This is a genomic window from Segatella baroniae B14 (assembly GCF_022024235.1).
GTDB lineage: Bacteria > Bacteroidota > Bacteroidia > Bacteroidales > Bacteroidaceae > Prevotella > Prevotella bryantii.
In genome coordinates, this window is the sequence record NZ_CP091799.1 from 2,356,873 (window position 1) to 2,374,432 (window position 17,560).

Consider the following 17,560-nt stretch of genomic DNA (forward strand, 5'->3'; position numbering starts at 1 on the left):
ATTTTTGCAAAAAAGCTATCATTTTAGCTTTTTAGGATATCGTATTTATTTTAGCTTACATAAAGCCGAGCCAGCGTAACACGTCATTCAAGTTGGCTATGATGAGCAGAATAAATAAAATAGTAATACCAATATATTCAGCCTTAATCATAAAGTTCTCACTTGGTTTTCTGCGTGTAATCATTTCATAGAGCAAGAACAGTACATGTCCACCATCGAGTGCAGGAATAGGTAGAATATTCATAAAGGCCAGGATAATGCTCAAGAAAGCTGTCATTAACCAGAATTGGTGCCAGTCCCATTGAGCAGGGAAGAGGCTTCCGATAGCCCCGAAGCCACCGATACTCTTGGCACCATCAGCTGTAAATACGTATTTCATATCGCTAACGTAGCCTTTGAGTACATTCCATCCATAGGATGTTCCTACAGGGAAGCTCTCCCAAAAACCATAATCTACATGAGTTACTTTGTACATATCAGCAAATGATTTCCAGCCAATCTCAAATTTCAAATCAGGGGTTAATACCATGTTTAAAGTATCCAGTTTACTACTTTGAGCCTTGGCAACAACCAAACTGATAGTTCTGAGTTTTAGACTGTCTTTGTGAGTAGTAACACTCTCCATTTGGTCATCAAGACGTCCTAGTTGTTCGTCTAGTTCATTACTAGAATCAATCTTCTTATTGTTGATAGCAATAAATTTATCTCCTTTTACAATACCGGCTTTGGCAGCTGGTCCATTTGGTAATACGGTATCGACCTCTGCAGGAAGGAATGGTCGAACAAAAACAGGAGATGTTTTCAGCATGCTCAATAAGTTGATATCACCAGGGAGCTCGATACTCATTTTTTTGCCATTACGTAGAAGATCTACACGATGAGCTTCTGACAAATCGCGAAAAACGTCGACATTAAACTCCTTGAATTCGCGGATATCAGTTCCAATGAGGATATCGTGATCTTGAAAGCCAAGGGCCTTGGCTTCCTTGTTAAACTTCATACCTAGGTTCATATCCTTCATCTGAATAAAGTCTTCACCCCAAGTGAACATAACCATGGAGTAGATGAAGAGGGCTAAAAAGAAGTTTACAGTAACACCGCCGATCATGATAAGAAGTCGTTGCCAAGCTGGTTTGCTTCTGAACTCCCATGCTTCAGCAGGTTTTGACATTTGGTCTGTATCGAAGCTTTCATCGATCATACCAGAGATTTTGCAATAACCACCTAAAGGAAGCCATCCCATACCATATTCGGTGTCACCAAATTTTGGCTTGAACTTGAAAATACTTCCTTTCCATTTTCCAATTGTAACATCGAAGAATAAGTAGAATTTCTCTACGCGAACTCCGAATAATTTAGAAAAGAAGAAATGGCCTCCTTCGTGGAGTAATACTAAGAGAGAGATTGACAGCATAAACTGTAGCAATCTGATCAAAAATGATTCCATTATTTATTTTTTTATTAATTCTTGAGCGATTCTTCGTGCTTCTGCATCTGTTTGCAGATAAACATCAAGATCTGGATTATTATTGAATGTAGTTTTAGCCATGGTCGTTTCGATAATATCGGCGATATCAAGGAAAGAGCATTCGTTGCGGCGGAATGCAGCATTGGCTATTTCGTTGGCAGCATTGACAATACATGACATGTTGCCACCTTTTTTGATAGCTTCGAATGCTAATGCCAGACATTTGAACTTTTGGGTGTCTGGTTCGAAAAATTCCAAATTACGTTGCTTGAATAAATCGAGACGGTCACCATCTAAATGAATTCGCTGTGGGAAAGAGAATGCATATTGGATAGGCAAGCGCATATCGGGTACACCCAACTGAGCTTTAACAGCTCCGTCGGCAAACTGTACGGCGCTATGTACTACGCTCTGTGGATGGATAAGTACTTCTATCTTGTCTGCTGGTACACCAAATAGCCATTTTGCTTCCGTTACTTCAAAACCTTTGTTCATAAGTGTAGCAGAATCGATGGTAATCTTGGCACCCATATCCCATGTAGGATGTTTGAGGGCATCTGCAGCTGTAACCTTTTCTATTTGTTCCTGTGTAAAATTTCGGAACGGACCACCGGAGCAAGTCAGGAGAATCTTTTCTATTTCGTTTTCGTCTTCGCCTACCAAACTCTGGAAAATAGCAGAATGCTCACTGTCTACGGGTAGAATAGGAGCATGATACTGTTGAGCGAGATTACAAATTAATTCACCAGCAACAACAAGCGTTTCCTTATTGGCTAGACAAATCTTTTTACGTGCCTTAATCGCATTGATTGTAGGGATGAGTCCGGAAAAGCCAACCATTGAAGCCAAGACCATATCAATAGGTTCTGCTTCGACAATTTGTTCTAAGGCCTCACGGCCTGCATATACCTTGATATCAGGACGGTCGCTCAGTAAATTTTGCAGTTTCTTGTAATGGTCTTCATTAGCAATAACAACGGCTGCAGGATTGAATTCGTGAGCTTGTTGTGCTAGTTTCTCTACACTGTTATTGGCAGTAAGACAGTATATTTCGTAAAGGTCTGAATGCTGACGTACTACGTCGAGTGCCTGTGTACCGATACTTCCTGTACTACCAAGTATACATAGTTGTTTTTTCATTAATCTAAATCTAAAATTCCTTCTGGTAGATTCATTATGATTTCTCGCTTGTCTGCGTCTACCTGCTGCAGCAAGTCGTCTGATGCTGGTATAAGGATATTTTGATGATTCTCGGTCTCGATATCAAATAGCGTGTTTATGGTGGAGTCGTCTACCCCCTGAATGGTACCAATAGTATTACCTGTGGCAGCATCAATCAGTGCAAAACCGACGATTTCAGCCCACGAGATATTTTCTTCATCGCTATCCGATAGGTGACGTGGAAAATAGACTTCACTACCAGTCAGTTCTTTTGCTCTATCCTGACTGTCAATATCCTCGAATTTTATCAGAGCCGTCTCACTTCCATGGAAACGGTACTCTTCCATGAAGAATGGTACAAAAATGCCATCTAGCTTTAAGATGAGATATTCTGCATCAACACGATCGAAAACGTCATCAGTAAAGTGGAAGGAAACCTCACCTTGTACACCATGAGGTTTTCCCAATTTACCTATTTTATATATGTCTTCTTCTTTAATCATTGATACGACGTATTTTAGCTCCCAAATTGTTAAGACGATTCTCGATATCCTCGTAGCCTCGGTCTATTTGGGCGATATTAGCGATAGTACTTGTACCGTTAGCACTCATAGCTGCAATCAGCAAAGCGATACCGGCACGGATATCTGGACTGGTAAGACGGCCTGCTCTCAGTGTTTTCTCTCTGTTGTGCCCTACGATAACAGCACGATGAGGGTCACAAAGTATGATCTGGGCACCCATGTCTATAAGCTTATCGACGAAGAATAATCGGCTTTCGAACATCTTCTGATGTATCAGCACAGTACCTTTGGCTTGTGTAGCAACTACCAGCAGTACAGAGAGTAAGTCTGGTGTGAGCCCAGGCCATGGTGCATCAGCTAAAGTCATGATAGTACCATCAATAAAAGAATCGATAACATACTGTTCTTGTTTTGGAATAATTAAGTCATCATTTTCTTCTATAATCTTCACCCCCATTCGGCGGAAAGCTTCAGGTATGATACCTAGATTATTGATAGAAACGTTTTTGATACGGATACCGTCTCCCACCATGGCTGCCATGCCAATGAATGAACCTACCTCAATCATGTCTGGTAGAATTGTGTGTTCTGTACCATGAAGGTTGTCCACACCGATAATATTGAGGAGATTACTGCCGATACCACTGATATTTGCTCCCATTGCGTTGAGCATGTGGCATAGTTGCTGTATATATGGCTCACAAGCTGCATTATAGATTGTAGTATTGCCCTTAGCTGTTACGGCAGCCATGATGATATTAGCAGTACCGGTAACTGAAGCCTCGTCGAGCAACATATAACAACCTTTTAGCTGTTTGGCTTTTAGTTGGTAGACATTTTTTTCCTCATTACGTACAAACTCAGCTCCAAGATTTTTAAAACCAATGAAATGAGTGTCCAAGCGTCTTCGACCAATTTTATCACCTCCAGGTTTGGCAATTGTAGCTTCTCCGAATCGGCCTAAAATCGGACCAATCATCAATACACTTCCTCGGAGTTGAGAACATTTCTTGACAAACTCTTCGCTCCCCAGATAATTTAGGTTGAGTTCATCGCTTTGGAATGTATATTCATGACGATTGTGCCGAGTTACCTTGACACCGATATCCTGAAGCAATTTTATAAGATTGTTAACATCCAGAATATCAGGGATATTATTGATGCGTACAGGTTCTGAAGTGAGTAGTGTTGCACAGATAACCTGTAAGGCTTCGTTTTTGGCTCCCTGGGGGGTAATTGTACCTTTAAGTGGATGTCCACCTTCTATGACAAAAGACTCCATATTTATTTTTTCTTCTTTTTGTTGCTTACATTTTCACGTTCTGTGATTTTGTCGAATGTGAAATGGTCAAGATCCAATTGAACTTTTCCATCAGTATAGCGAGCTAAGTCGTCAGCTACTTTTTCATCATCACAACTGCCATGACTCCATTGTACCAGATTACGTTTCATCTGATTGGCAGTAATACGGATAAGTTCATCGCGTTCTTCCCCCGGTTCCATCGTTTTCAACTGTTCAAAGATTTCAAACAGCATCTTTCCATAGTGTCGGACAGGATTTCTGTCCTCTGGGTATTCCATAGGTTCAGGTTTGGTGGCTATTCTAGCTGCTTGACTTACGTCGTACGGATAATCTATGTCTAGCTGAAAATTGCTCATTATGGCGAGATGATCCCAAAGTTTCTGCTTATAGTCCTCATCTGTATGGTTTTGCGGAATCATGCGCTCCATGATATCAACAATGCTTTCTGCACAATTCTGACGTTCTTGACGGTCGGTCAGAGTAAGGCAGTAGTTGACCATGTTTTGTATTTCACGACCATACTCAGGTAAAACAAGTCTTTCCCGTTGGGTGTTGTAGTCTAATCCTTCTATATTCATAATTCTTGTTAGTACAATGTTATAACAACTTTTTCGGCATTTTGGCTACAAAATCCTTTAGATAAAATGGGACGAAGTAAGCAACGTCTTCAAATTTCCCCTCTGCTATGCGTTTTTCAGCTAATGGGAACATATATTTGGCCAGAGGCTCAATATGCTCCACAAGGTGTGCGTTAGGGTGATTTATCGTTTCCATGCATTTAGCAGCGCCATTACCGAAGAAATAAACTGGTCCTTTGTCGAGATATTCCTGATAAGTGTTGCTATCAACGATGTCAGCCTGAATTGGACGTATTTCTTTCAAAGCTCGGTTATATATCTGAGCATAGACTTCCATTCTTCTAGCATCGAGCATCGGTACAAGAAGAGCATTCTCTTCACTTGCCATTTCGCGAAGAAGTACTGGGACGGCAAGAATTTCCAAGGTAGGAATGCCTATAAGTTTTACATTACGACCATAACAAATACCTTTGGCCATTGATACACCGATTCTAAGACCTGTATATGAACCAGGTCCGCAACTCACTGCAACAGCATCCAAAGGGATGGCGTGATTGTCTATGAAAGATAAGGCTTCATCTACAAAAACGCCTAAGTTGACAGCGTGGTTAGGGCCACTGTGGTCCTCTTTGTTGAAGATGCATTCTGCGTCGTTACTTACAGCTACAGAACATACATCGGTACTCGTTTCAATGTTTAATATACACGACATAAACAAATATTATTCTTAAATAAGGTGCAAATTTACGTTTTTTCTCGCATTTTTTTGTACTTTTGCAGAAATTTAACGTGAAAGTAATTATGATACAGTCAATGACAGGTTACGGTAAATCAGTCGTAACCTACAATGAAAAGAAAATTAATGTTGAGATTAAGTCACTGAATAGTAAGTCGCTTGACCTCTCAACTCGTATCGCCCCTATTTATCGTGAAAAAGAAATGGAAATCCGTAAGGAAGTAGCTGCTAGCCTTAAACGTGGTAAGGTAGACTTCTCTATTTGGATTGAAAAGAATGCAGATGCTGACGCTTCTACTATTAATACAAAACTTGTCGAAAATTATTATCAACAAATAAAATCAATTTCTGCTCAAACAGGTATTCCTGAGCCACAGGATTGGTTCTATACTTTGCTTCGTTTCCCAGATGTCGCTTCTAAAGCTGATGTAGAGGAACTTTCAGAAGAAGAATGGGCTGTTGCCTGTCAAGCGATTCGAGAAGCTATCAATAATTTGATTAGTTTCCGTAAACAGGAGGGTGCGGCTTTACAAAAGAAGTTTAGTGAGAAAATCGATAATATCGAGAGCCTAATGAAGAGTATTGAACCATTCGAAAAATCGCGTGTTGAGAAAATTCGTGATCGTATTGTAGATGGTCTAAAGCAAATACCTGAAGTAGATTATGATAAGAATCGTTTAGAACAAGAATTAATCTACTATATCGAAAAGCTTGATATTAGTGAAGAGAAACAGCGTTTGGCCAACCATCTCAATTATTTCCGTGAAACCATGAATGAGGATGAGCCTGTAGGTAAGAAACTTGGTTTTATAGCTCAGGAAATGGGACGAGAAATTAATACAACTGGTTCTAAGAGTAATCAGGCAGAGATGCAGAACATCGTTGTTAAGATGAAAGATGAATTGGAGCAGATTAAGGAACAAGTATTAAATGCTCTCTAAAATATGGCAACAGGAAAATTAGTCATTTTTAGTGCTCCTTCTGGTTCTGGAAAGAGTACTATTGTACAATATTTGATGAAGGAACACCCAGAGCTTAATCTAGGTTTTTCTATTAGTTGTACATCTCGAGCTCCACGTGGTACAGAAAAAAATGGTGTAGAATATTTTTTCTTGACAGCTGAGGAGTTTCGTGAAAAGATTTCTCGTGATGAATTTTTGGAATACGAGGAGGTTTATCAAGATCGTTTTTATGGCACTTTGAAGTCTCAGGTAGAAAAACAGACAGAACAGGGTCAAAATGTGGTTTTTGATGTAGATGTAAAAGGTGGATGCAATATCAAGAAATTTTATGGTGAGCGTGCTTTGAGTGTGTTCATTCAGCCTCCATCTATAGAAGAGTTGCGAAGAAGACTTGAGGGGAGAGCAACCGATGCTCCTGAAGTCATTGAGCAGCGATTGGCAAAAGCTGATTATGAAATGACTTTTGCATCTCAGTTTGATCATATCATTGTAAATGATGATTTGGCTAAGGCAGAGGAGGAAACCTTTAACTTGGTTAAAGCGTTTCTAGAGAAGTAACGATAAGCTATAAATAGTGAATCCAAAAAGGATAGGTATCTACGGAGGCAGTTTCAACCCCATCCATGTAGGTCATGTAAAGTTGGCTAAAGCCCTTCTTCGACTGGCAGATTTGGATGCAGTGTGGTTTGTTGTGTCTCCGTTGAATCCGTTTAAGGCGCAATCATCAAATCTTTTGGATGATGATAAGCGATTGGAAATGGTCGAAGAAACCTTGAAAGACGAGGAAGGACTGGAAGCAAGTGATGTGGAATTTCACTTGGCAAGACCTTCTTATATGCTTCATACTTTACGTTATCTTTCAGTTACGTATCCACAGTATGAATTTGTATTACTTATAGGGGCAGACAATTGGGTGGCTTTTGATCGTTGGTATGGTTATGAGGAGATACTCAATCGCTATCCAGTGGTTGTTTATCCCCGTAGAAATTCGCCAATGAATATCGAATCGTTACCTGCATGTGTGAAAATAGTTAATACCCCTCTTTTGGATATTAGTAGCACTGAAATACGAGAAAAAGTAAAATTAGGTTTGTCTGTTCGAGGTTTGGTGCCAGATCAAATATATGATAAGGTCATTGAATATTATAAAGATTAACTCTGTGCTTATGAAAATCTTGACTTTGCTAAAGAATTTCTCTGATAGATTGTTTGTCCCTATCAAGGCAAACTTAACTCTATTTGTTTTCATGTATTTTTTAGGTGTGATGAGTGCATGGATAACGACGCCACCTAAAGCTTCTCTATATGCGAATCTTTATCTAGAACTCTTTGTTGATATGTATATTACGTGTCTGGCTTTGATGATTATTCCTAGAAGGATTCGTTTCTGGTTTAGACAGATCATTTATGTTATCCTTTATCTTACAGCTTTGGCGGATGTTTACTGTTATGTAAACTTTGATTCAACCCTAAATCCGTCGATGTTGCTTCTTGTCGGAGAAACGAATAGCCGTGAGGCTGGTGAGTTTATTTCATCTTTAGTATCACCGGATATTATATTTAGCGAGGTAGGTTTCATCTTATTGTTACTGCTTGTGCAGATTATAGTATCCTTGCTACCTTATATTTATCGTCAGGCGCAAAAGTCAACATATGGAGAGTATCTGCTTTTTGTAGCTCGTCTGAAGGATATTCGTGATCAGATAGCACCTTATGTTGGTATGGCTAGTGTAATATTCTTGTTTTGTGGCTTGTTCACAAGTCTGCATAATAAGGTGGCAACATGGAAATTGATGACAGGAAGTACTATCGGAGAGGTGGAACATACGTTGACAGAGCGTGATCATGCTGTATTATATGTGCCAATAACTCGACTGGCCTTTAGTATTTATGCTAATTCTCTAGCATCCCAACAAATTGATCAATTAATAGCGGCTACAGATAAAATCAAGGTTGATAGCTGTGATTATACTTCTCCTACGATAGTTCTTATTATTGGTGAAAGTTACAGTAGACATCATTCTCAGCAATATGGCTATTTCAAAGACACAACTCCAAGGCAAGTAGAACTGGAAAAGTCTGGGCAGTTAGTGAAATTTACGGATGTGGTTACGTGTTGGAATCTTACGAGCTTCGTATTTAAGAATATGTTCTCTCTTCATGTAGTCGGACAAAAAGGAGAATGGTGTGATTATCCATTGTTCCCAGAGTTGTTTCGTAAAGCGGGTTATCATGTAACCTTTTTGACGAATCAATTTCTTTCTAAAGCTAAAGAAGCTGTATACGACTTTAGTGGTGGCTTTTTCTTAAATAATCCGACATTGGATAAAGCTCAATTTGATACACGAAATACAGAACTGCATCAATATGATGAGGGGCTTCTCGCCGATTATGATAATTTTGTAAAGGAGGGAAAAATACAGTTAGCAGAGAAACGACGAGATACGATACACCATAATTTGGTGATATTCCACTTGATAGGTCAGCATGTTACTTATAAAGACCGTTATCCAAAAGATAGAAGTCATTTTTGGGCTTCTAGTTATGAAGAGGAACGGCCTGAACTTACCGATAGACAACGTAAGGTGTTGAGTCATTATGACAATGCCATTTATTATAATGACTCTATTGTTAATCAGATTGTCAAGCGATTCAGGAAAAAGGATGCGGTTGTAGTATATGTTCCTGATCATGGAGAGGAGTGTTATGAAGAGAATCGTGGATTTATCTGTAGAAATCATTCTTCATCTATCGATTATCCTTTGGCAAAATATGAGTTTGAGATACCATTTTGGATTTACTGTTCTCCTAAATTCTCGCATAGACATCCGCAAATCTATAAGCAGATCATAGAAGCTAAAAAACGTAGGTTTATGACTGATGCTCTACCTCATATGTTATTGTATTTGGGAGGTATTCATGCCAAGGATTATCATGCAGAATATAATGTTTTGAGTCCAAATTATAATGAAAATCGTCCAAGAATACTGAAAGGTACTACGGACTACGATAAGTTACGCGATCAAGCAACGAAAAAGAAATAACTATGAAAAAGGAACTTCTTACAAGAAGTGAATGCAGTGTTTTACGAGGAATAGCCATAATTGGCATATTCTTGCATAACTATTGTCATTGGCTCAATCCAATAGTAAAAGAAAACGAATATCAGTATTTTCAGCATAATGTAGACTGGTTTACCCAAGTAATGGTGCATTCAGATGGAAAAATATTGATGCATCTGCTATCTTTCTTCGGGCATTATGGAGTACCTATATTCCTTTTCTTAAGTGCTTACGGTCTAGTTTGTAAATACGAAAGTACAGCTTATTTGGAAAAGCACCATGACTCCATTTTTCAATTTATACGTTATCATTTTATGAAGTTATTCAAAATGATGATTGTGGGTTTTGTTGCATTCCTCATGGTAGATCGACTAACCCCAGGACCGTGGAATTATAGTGTAATAGATGTTGTTGCTCAATTAGGTCTTGTCAATAACTTTTTGGTAAATCCTGACCGACATATTTGGCCAGGTCCTTATTGGTTCTTTGGTCTTATGCTGCAGCTCTATATCATTTATCGTCTGTTGCTTTATCGTCGTAGTTGGAAATGGACAGTAGGAGCAATGGTTGTTTGTTGGTTAGCTCAGATCTTCTGTGATCCGGAGGGTGAAACCTTAAATTATATCCGCTATAGCTCAATAGGAGGTGTTTTACCTTTTGGCTTAGGCTTATTGTATGCACATTTTGGTAAGCAGCTTAGTACTCAACAAAATGCAATTATGGTGGTTGTTTCAGCGATACTTATCGTAGCAGGCAGCTATAGCTATCAAACTTGGTATTTTGTTCCAGTTTTTGTTTGCACATTTAGTGTGGGTATGGTTAAGGTGCTTACAGCATTAGCTTCTCATTTTTCTATTTTTTCTTTTTTGTTTAATCGTTTAAACTGGGTGGGAAGTATCAGTGCAGCATTGTTTGTTAGCCATCCTATTACACGTAAGATATTCATTGTAATCAGCAGAAACGGTGATATGTATACGGGGTTGTTAATCTATGCGATAGTCAGTTTATGTCTGGCATGGGTATTTCACTTATTAATGGAAAAATTACCGAAATAATACATGACAATGCTTAAAATAAAGGATATAGAACTAGCAAACATCAGCAAGTATCGTGGTGAATTGATGGGAGCAGCCATGTTGTTTATCATACTGTTTCATGTCAGTCTTCCTAGATGGGATGCATTCTTTGGATTGCGAAGAATGGGAAATGTTGGTGTGGATATGTTTCTTTTTCTGAGTGGTATAGGTTTGTGGTTTTCATGGGTAAAGAATCCATCTTATAAGCATTTTTATATACGTCGTTTCCTTCGTATTTATCCTGCTTGGCTTATTATTGCGAGTCTCTATTATATTCCTCATTTTCATGGTTCTAGTTTTAAGGCATGGGCTTATCTTATCGGAGAAATAACGTTTAATATAGGTTTTTGGTTGTATGACGAGTTGAATTTCTGGTACATTCCAGCTATAATGATGTTATATTTGTTTGCACCTCCTTACATGCAGTTGATAAGAAAGCATCCTGTCTATCGCTGGCTTCCTGTTGCGATGATCATGTGGTGTATTTTAGTGCAATATGTAACACCAATCCATCATGCAGTAGGCCATTTGGAAATATTTTGGAGTCGGGTTCCTATATTTTTCATCGGAATAAACATGGGAGAGATGGTTCGTCAGAAGCAGACGATGGATGGTGCCTCTATTTGGATGATATGGCTCATGTTTTTGATGACTCTGTTGTCGAGTATTTTCCTTGAACAGCATTTACATGGAGCATTTCCACTTTATGTGGAGCGTATGTTGTATATACCTTTAACTATAACAACAATATTGTTATTGAATCGAGTATTTAGACGTACCCCAAAATGCGTTAATAAGGGTTTTGCTTTTATTGGAGCTCTTAGTTTGGAGTGTTATTTGATACATATTCATTTTGTACTCGATTATCTGCCACATTCGTGGGGATACTGGCCAATATTTATGGTTTGTGTAGCTATTACCCTTCCGGTTTCATGGATATTAATGAAAATAGTAGTTTGGATTAGTTCGAAATTACAAAGTTTATGCAAAATATAAATCAATTATTTAAGTTAATTAGACCTAAGCAATGGATAAAAAACTTCTTCGTTTTTGGTCCAGCTTTTTTTGCTGGTGTAATATTTCAGACAAATTCTATATTAGCTGGTCTTATTACTTTTTTAGCCTATAGCTTTGCGGCTTCTTCTATTTATTGTTTTAATGATATTTATGATGTAGAAGATGACAGACGTCATCCTGTAAAGTGTAAACGTCCTATTGCTGCTGGTGATATTACGATTCCTCAAGCTTATGGACTGATGGGACTAATGTTCTTGTTGGCTATGAGTGCATCGTCTTTATTGTTGTTACTTCCGAATGAACGTGTTAATCCTATCGCTTCAGCTTATCAGACAGGTAGTATCATCTTATTTTATTGGCTCCTCAATTTGGCTTATTGCGCTAAATTAAAACAATATGCGATTATTGATGTGTGTATTGTAGCTTTTGGTTTTGTACTTCGATTATTGGCCGGAGGCTTTGCGGTTGGCGTTGTACTTAGTAAGTGGATTGTGTTGATGACCTTCCTCATTACCCTCTTTATGAGTTTTGCTAAACGTCGTGATGATGTTCTGCGAATGGAAAAAACAGGAGAGGCACCTCGTAAGAATACGATTCGTTATAATCTTACGTTTATCAACCAGGCAATAACGATAACGGCTTCGGTTACCTTAGTATGTTATATTATGTATACGGTTAGTCCTGAGGTTATTCAAAATTTTCACTCCGATTATCTTTATCTTACATCCATATTTGTTTTAGTAGGATTATTGCGTTATATTCAGGTTTCGGTCGTGGATAAGAAGAGTGGTGACCCTACTAAGGTTATTCTACGCGATCGGTTTACCCAATGTGTATTATTAGCTTGGGTATTAGCCTTCTTATTGATTATCTATGTGTTCTAGTGACATGAAAAGTATATATGTTTTTGACTTCGATGGTACGCTGACCTATAAGGATACTCTTTTGGAATTCATCAAATATAGTAAGGGTACATTCCGCTTTATATTTGGACTCTTATTGTTTAGTCCTTTGTTAGTTTTGATGAAATTGCATTTGTATGATAATGGTAAGGCTAAGCAACAATTATTTGCATTCTATTTTCAGGGCATGTCGCTTACGACTTTTGATACCCTGTGCCATGATTTTGCTCGAGATAAACATGTTCTTTTCCGCCCTCAGGCGTTTCAGTATCTTCAGTCTATAAAAAAACAAGCAGATCAAATTTTGGTAATTAGTGCCAGTATCGATAACTGGGTACGCCCTTTTTTCTCTACTATTTTTTCGGCTGAAGATTCCTTTCAGGTGTTAGGTACAAAACTAGAAGTGCGAGATGGAAAATTAACAGGACGTTTCATCACCCCCAATTGTTATGGACAGGAGAAGGTGAACCGATTAAAACAGGTATTAAATGAACCACGCCAAACATACTCAATAAAAGCTTTTGGCGATAGTCGAGGAGATAAAGAATTGTTAGAATATGCAGATCAAGGACATTATAAACCATTTCGATAAGGATAAGAAGCAGAAACTTGGTGAACTTGTTCGCTTTGGGGTTGTAGGTGTTATCGCTGTTGCTATTCAGTACTTCATTTATTTGCTTCTAATAAATGTGATGGAGCAAGTAATGTTAAATATGGGTGACAATGTTGTTGCTACAATTGCCAATACTATAGCCTATTTCATAAGTTTTGTGTTTAATTTTATAGCAAGTACTCATTATACCTTTAGAGTGAAAGCTAGTGCCAAACGAGGTGCAGGTTTCGCTTTTTCGCATGTCGTTAATTATGCCTTGCAAACTTTGATACTTAATTTATTTGTGGGAATAGGTGTAACGAAACAAGTGGCTATGATTCCGATGTTTTGCATAACAGTTCCAACTAATTTTATCTTAGTAAGATTCTTTTTGAAGAAATAATAGGATTCTCATGAAAAGCTTTTTCTCGATATTTAAAATTAAGTTAGAAGAGCGGAGTATAGCTTGTGTGATGCTTGTGTATCTACTCTTTTGGCATATTTTATTCATCAATAAATATGTAGATCAGTTTATAACAGTTCATTCTAATTATCATAGGCTATTTGTAAGTAAATTCCACGTATCAGGTTTTGACCCACTAACCTATGCCGTCGTTTCTGATTGGTGGACAGAGTATAATATTTATAGGCATCCGTTGTTAGCTTTCTTCATGTATCTGCCTTATCAGCTTAATCAAGGTGTTATTGCGCTAACAGGTCATAATGGCGTACAATTTATAGTAGGAGCGATTCTGTTGTTTTGTGCTTTTTATGCATTTCTTTTTCTTTATCGTATTTTGCGAGAGCTGTTAGGGTTACAGTACTTGGATGCTATTTTATTGTCTGTTTTCTTGTATAGTATGGCATATATTATGATAGCTTCGGTTGTTCCTGACCATTTTATCATGTCTATGTTTATGTTGTTACTAACTTTGTATGTAGCAGGTGTGAAAATGGTAAGTGGAAAACCGTTTACCAAGTGGCAGACGATAATTTTATTTTTTGTTACTGGTGGTATATCCCTGAATAATGGCATTAAGGTATTTTTAGCAAACTTCTTTGTAAATGGAAAGAAATTTTGGAAGCCCACTAATCTAGTTTTTGCGATTATGTTGCCAGCAATTTGTTTGTGGATAGGTAGTCGATTGGAATGGAACTATTATGAGAAACCTCGTTTTCTGCATCGACAAGAGATGAAGGCTATAAAGGTGAAGAAGGAACGAACAAAATTACTGAAAGCTTTTAGGGATACAACCCATATCAAAGATACATTGGTTCAAAAACAAGCCTTTGAACATTTGCTTGCAGAGCAACAAGAGAAAAAGAATGAACGCAAAAATAAAAAGGCTATGTTTGCGCACCAGGGTAAGCCTATTGCTCATGGTGAATTTTCACAATGGACTGATATAACGACACCGCGTGGTAAAAGTTTGGTCGAAAATTTCTTTGGTGAAGCTATCCAATTACATCAAGACCATCTTTTAGAAGATGTATTGAGTCGTCGGCCTGTTATAGTTGAGTATAAATGGGTAGGTAATTATTGTGTAGAGATCTGTATTTTCCTTTTGTTTATCATGGGGATATTGTGTGCTTTTCGTGAACGCTATTTCTGGTTAGCTTTCAGTTTCTTTGCTATGGATGTGTTCATTCATGTAGTACTTGGTTTTGGCATCAACGAGGTGTATATCATGTCGCCTCATTATTTAATAATTTTACCTATCGCTATAGGTTATCTTTTTAAGCGTCTCTCGGGCAAGGTGCTCATTATGATCAGGCTTTTGGTACTGACATTAACAATATTTCTATTGCTGTATAACGGCATACTTTTCAACAGTTATCTTTTGAGATGATGAAGGCTATTCGTATCTTTCAATTGAAAGCGGACGAACGTATACCTAGTTTGCTTTTTCTCTTACTTATTATCTTTTTTCACAGTTTGATAATCAGTAAGTTTTTTGTACTTTTTGCTGATTATGATGCACACAATTGGGATGTGTTTATGAATAATTTTCACATGTCTGGTTTTGATCCAATTACCTATAGTGTGCTTACTGACTGGCATCAGGGATATGATGTTATTCGACATCCCTTATTGGCTTGGATGATGTATCCTTTGTATGTTTTCAATCGGTTGTTGTGGTGGATAACGGGGGTAAATTGCTGTCAACTGCTAATAGGGGTACTCTTAATAGTATTGTCTTGTTATAGCTATATTTTTCTTTATCGGATATTGGTAGAACAAATAGGAATCAAGCGAATATTTGCTATTACCCTAACTTATTTTTTCTTTGGGTGTGCTTATATTCTTGTGGCAATCTTGGTACCAGATCATTTTGCCATTTCCTTGTTCTTACTTTTACTCACCTTGTATCGAAGTGGTCGCAAAATAAAGCAGCAGACTTCCTTTGGTGTAGTTGAGGCTGCTATCCTTTTTGTTTTGACAGCCGGTGTAACTCTAAGTAATGGCATCATCGTGGCGTTTATAGTTCTTATAACTAATGGAAAATCTACTTTCTCTCCCCGCTTTTGGATACCTGTTTTTCTGTTGCCTACATTTTTATTAATGATTACTGGTTTGAGTTTAAAATACGGTTTGGGAGAGTGGGGTAATCCCGTGCAGCAACAGATGAAGGATGTATATCAATATGCATCTTATACAGATATAGTTGTTGAGAATTTTTTAGGAGAGTCTATTCAGTTACATCGGCAATATTTGTTGGGTGATGTACTGGTTAGAAGACCTGTTATAGTGCGCTATTCCTGGATGCTGCAATATGTGGTGGAAGCAATACTCTGTATGCTATTTGTTTGGGGACTTTGGTTGGGTAGAAAACAACGATGTGGATGGATACTTAGTGTAATTTTGCTGTATACTACAATCTTACATTTTGTACTAGGCTTTGGCCTTAATGAAGTGTATATTATGGCCTGCCATTGGGTGTACGTTATCCCAATAGGAATAGGTTATTTGTATCGTCATCTGCCATCTCGGGCGCAATGGACTATCTTTGGATTTATGCTTGTTATAACCTTGTATCTATGGCTATATCATGGGTATCTGTTGTATCATTACTTGACATGGCCTTTGCGCTTTTAGGTATGTCTACTTTTGCCTAGCCATTTACAGATTCGTTTTCCAATAGATTTTCGGATAAAACTGAAGTTGCCATATTTCAAGTTGAGAACCAATTCTTCCAATGAACGCGCAATTTTCAGTACAGGGTGTCCCCAACCGTTTCTTCGATATAGACTATGTTTATAATCGATATTTTCAATAATATATTTAGGATGTCGCAAGGGAAAATCTAGTTCAAATTGTTTCATGGAAAAGATGAAACGAAGTGCTTTTGGCATAGTTCGCAAGGCCGAATAATGAGTGGAGTCAGTGGTTGCACCTATATTCGTAATAAGATTTTTCGTAGGCATGATGGCTAGACCATGATTTAGAAGCATGGTCGACCAGAAAATACTTTCAAAGTAAGGTTTTCCACTATGTGCATGATCTTGGCACATTTTCATAAAATCAGCTCGAAAATGGCGTTCTTTAATAAGTGTTTCTAATTGGTGTACCGTTTGTTGGTCTTGTAAAAAAGAATAACTGTTATCCCATTGGTCGATTACTCTTTTCCAAGAAGCCCATCCCCAAATAGCAAAGACGGACGTAAAAAAATAGTCTTCCCGAATGTTGGGACTGATTTCATCTTCATTGAAACCACAGACCATGGTGATGCGGTTATCGTTTTCATACTTATCTAGCATCTCCTTGCAAAAAGGAAAGAAGGATTGAGATGGAACAACATCATCTTCGAGTATGATACATTTATCAGCCATGGAAAAAGCCCATTTGTGTGAAAGGTATCCAGAAGGGTCACATCCTTGATTCTTTTCGCAATAGTGTCGTTCCACTTGACACTCCCAATCGATATTCTCGTCTTTTACTATTTCACGACAGGCAAGGATACCTGGCATATCGTTCTTGTTCCTAGGCCCATCCTGGTACAAAAATAGACGGGTTGGCTTAGCTTTCTTAACCTCTTTGAATACTTTTTCAAAAGATTCAGAACGGTTAAAAAAAAGCATTAAAACGGCAATATCGATTTTGGCTGGTTGTTTCATATAGTTCTTTTATGCAAAAGTAGGGATTTTCTAGGATGTTCGCAAAAAGTATAGCAATAAATT

General features: G+C 37.9%; 18 protein-coding genes. 11 read left to right on the plus strand and 7 right to left on the minus strand.

Annotation, left to right across the window (positions count from 1 at the left end; translation table 11 throughout):
- Window positions 1–55 precede the first annotated feature (55 nt).
- The 6 genes from rseP to tsaB are packed head-to-tail and all read right to left on the minus strand — an operon-like array spanning window position 56 to window position 5,746.
- Complete coding sequence (rseP, locus tag L6469_RS09905; protein WP_006281323.1) at window positions 56–1,447, minus strand: RIP metalloprotease RseP; 1,392 nt, start codon at window positions 1,445–1,447, stop codon at window positions 56–58.
- 3 nt (window positions 1,448–1,450) lie between these two features.
- Window positions 1,451–2,608, minus strand: coding sequence for a 1-deoxy-D-xylulose-5-phosphate reductoisomerase (locus L6469_RS09910; protein ID WP_006281322.1), 1,158 nt, complete (start codon window positions 2,606–2,608; stop codon window positions 1,451–1,453).
- Window positions 2,608–3,132, minus strand: coding sequence for a ribosome maturation factor RimM (rimM, locus tag L6469_RS09915; protein WP_006281321.1), 525 nt, complete (start codon window positions 3,130–3,132; stop codon window positions 2,608–2,610). The genes L6469_RS09910 and rimM overlap by 1 nt, the downstream gene beginning before the upstream one ends.
- Complete coding sequence (gene murA / locus L6469_RS09920) at window positions 3,125–4,435, minus strand: UDP-N-acetylglucosamine 1-carboxyvinyltransferase (RefSeq protein WP_006281320.1); 1,311 nt, start codon at window positions 4,433–4,435, stop codon at window positions 3,125–3,127. Before murA ends, rimM begins: the two co-directional genes overlap by 8 nt.
- A gap of 2 nt (window positions 4,436–4,437) precedes the next feature.
- Window positions 4,438–5,034 (minus strand): DUF4290 domain-containing protein, encoded by a 597-nt coding sequence (locus tag L6469_RS09925; RefSeq protein ID WP_006281319.1) that lies wholly within the window; start codon window positions 5,032–5,034, stop codon window positions 4,438–4,440.
- Between the two features lie 19 nt (window positions 5,035–5,053).
- The gene (gene tsaB / locus L6469_RS09930; RefSeq protein WP_006281318.1) at window positions 5,054–5,746 is read right to left on the minus strand and encodes a tRNA (adenosine(37)-N6)-threonylcarbamoyltransferase complex dimerization subunit type 1 TsaB; all 693 of its coding nucleotides are present in this window, start codon (window positions 5,744–5,746) and stop codon (window positions 5,054–5,056) included.
- A gap of 89 nt (window positions 5,747–5,835) precedes the next feature.
- Between tsaB and L6469_RS09935 the strand changes: the two genes are divergently transcribed.
- From L6469_RS09935 to L6469_RS09985, 11 genes are read left to right on the plus strand one after another with little or no spacing between them, the layout of a single operon-like run.
- Window positions 5,836–6,711, plus strand: a complete 876-nt coding sequence (locus tag L6469_RS09935) for a YicC/YloC family endoribonuclease (protein ID WP_006281317.1) — start codon at window positions 5,836–5,838, stop codon at window positions 6,709–6,711.
- 3 nt (window positions 6,712–6,714) lie between these two features.
- A complete protein-coding gene (gene gmk / locus L6469_RS09940) occupies window positions 6,715–7,290 on the plus strand; it encodes a guanylate kinase (RefSeq protein WP_006281316.1) in 576 nt (191 codons plus the stop codon).
- 16 nt (window positions 7,291–7,306) lie between these two features.
- Window positions 7,307–7,888 carry a nicotinate (nicotinamide) nucleotide adenylyltransferase gene (gene nadD, locus L6469_RS09945; RefSeq protein ID WP_006281315.1) on the plus strand — a complete coding sequence of 194 codons (582 nt, stop codon included), beginning with the start codon at window positions 7,307–7,309 and terminating at the stop codon, window positions 7,886–7,888.
- A gap of 10 nt (window positions 7,889–7,898) precedes the next feature.
- Entirely contained in the window at window positions 7,899–9,776 is a 1,878-nt protein-coding gene (locus L6469_RS09950) for a sulfatase-like hydrolase/transferase (RefSeq protein WP_006281314.1), read from the plus strand.
- Window positions 9,777–9,778: 2 nt separating this feature from the next.
- Window positions 9,779–10,849 (plus strand): acyltransferase family protein, encoded by a 1,071-nt coding sequence (locus L6469_RS09955; protein WP_006281313.1) that lies wholly within the window; start codon window positions 9,779–9,781, stop codon window positions 10,847–10,849.
- 3 nt (window positions 10,850–10,852) lie between these two features.
- Window positions 10,853–11,866: an acyltransferase family protein gene (locus L6469_RS09960; RefSeq protein ID WP_006281312.1), complete on the plus strand. Its 1,014-nt coding sequence runs from the start codon at window positions 10,853–10,855 to the stop codon at window positions 11,864–11,866.
- Window positions 11,854–12,771, plus strand: coding sequence for a decaprenyl-phosphate phosphoribosyltransferase (locus tag L6469_RS09965; RefSeq protein WP_006281311.1), 918 nt, complete (start codon window positions 11,854–11,856; stop codon window positions 12,769–12,771). Before L6469_RS09960 ends, L6469_RS09965 begins: the two co-directional genes overlap by 13 nt.
- Window positions 12,772–12,775: 4 nt before the next feature.
- On the plus strand, window positions 12,776–13,381 hold the full coding sequence (locus L6469_RS09970) for an HAD family hydrolase (RefSeq protein ID WP_006281310.1): 606 nt from the start codon (window positions 12,776–12,778) through the stop codon (window positions 13,379–13,381).
- On the plus strand, window positions 13,347–13,784 hold the full coding sequence (locus tag L6469_RS09975; protein WP_006281309.1) for a GtrA family protein: 438 nt from the start codon (window positions 13,347–13,349) through the stop codon (window positions 13,782–13,784). The genes L6469_RS09970 and L6469_RS09975 overlap by 35 nt, the downstream gene beginning before the upstream one ends.
- A 10-nt stretch (window positions 13,785–13,794) precedes the next feature.
- Entirely contained in the window at window positions 13,795–15,231 is a 1,437-nt protein-coding gene (locus L6469_RS09980) for a DUF6080 domain-containing protein (RefSeq protein WP_006281308.1), read from the plus strand.
- On the plus strand, window positions 15,231–16,478 hold the full coding sequence (locus tag L6469_RS09985; protein ID WP_027453094.1) for a DUF6080 domain-containing protein: 1,248 nt from the start codon (window positions 15,231–15,233) through the stop codon (window positions 16,476–16,478). Before L6469_RS09980 ends, L6469_RS09985 begins: the two co-directional genes overlap by 1 nt.
- On the opposite strand, the gene L6469_RS09990 is transcribed toward L6469_RS09985, so the two are convergent.
- Window positions 16,475–17,497 carry a hypothetical protein gene (locus L6469_RS09990; RefSeq protein ID WP_006281306.1) on the minus strand — a complete coding sequence of 341 codons (1,023 nt, stop codon included), beginning with the start codon at window positions 17,495–17,497 and terminating at the stop codon, window positions 16,475–16,477. The two genes, L6469_RS09985 and L6469_RS09990, sit on opposite strands and share 4 nt — an antisense overlap.
- Window positions 17,498–17,560 lie beyond the last annotated feature (63 nt).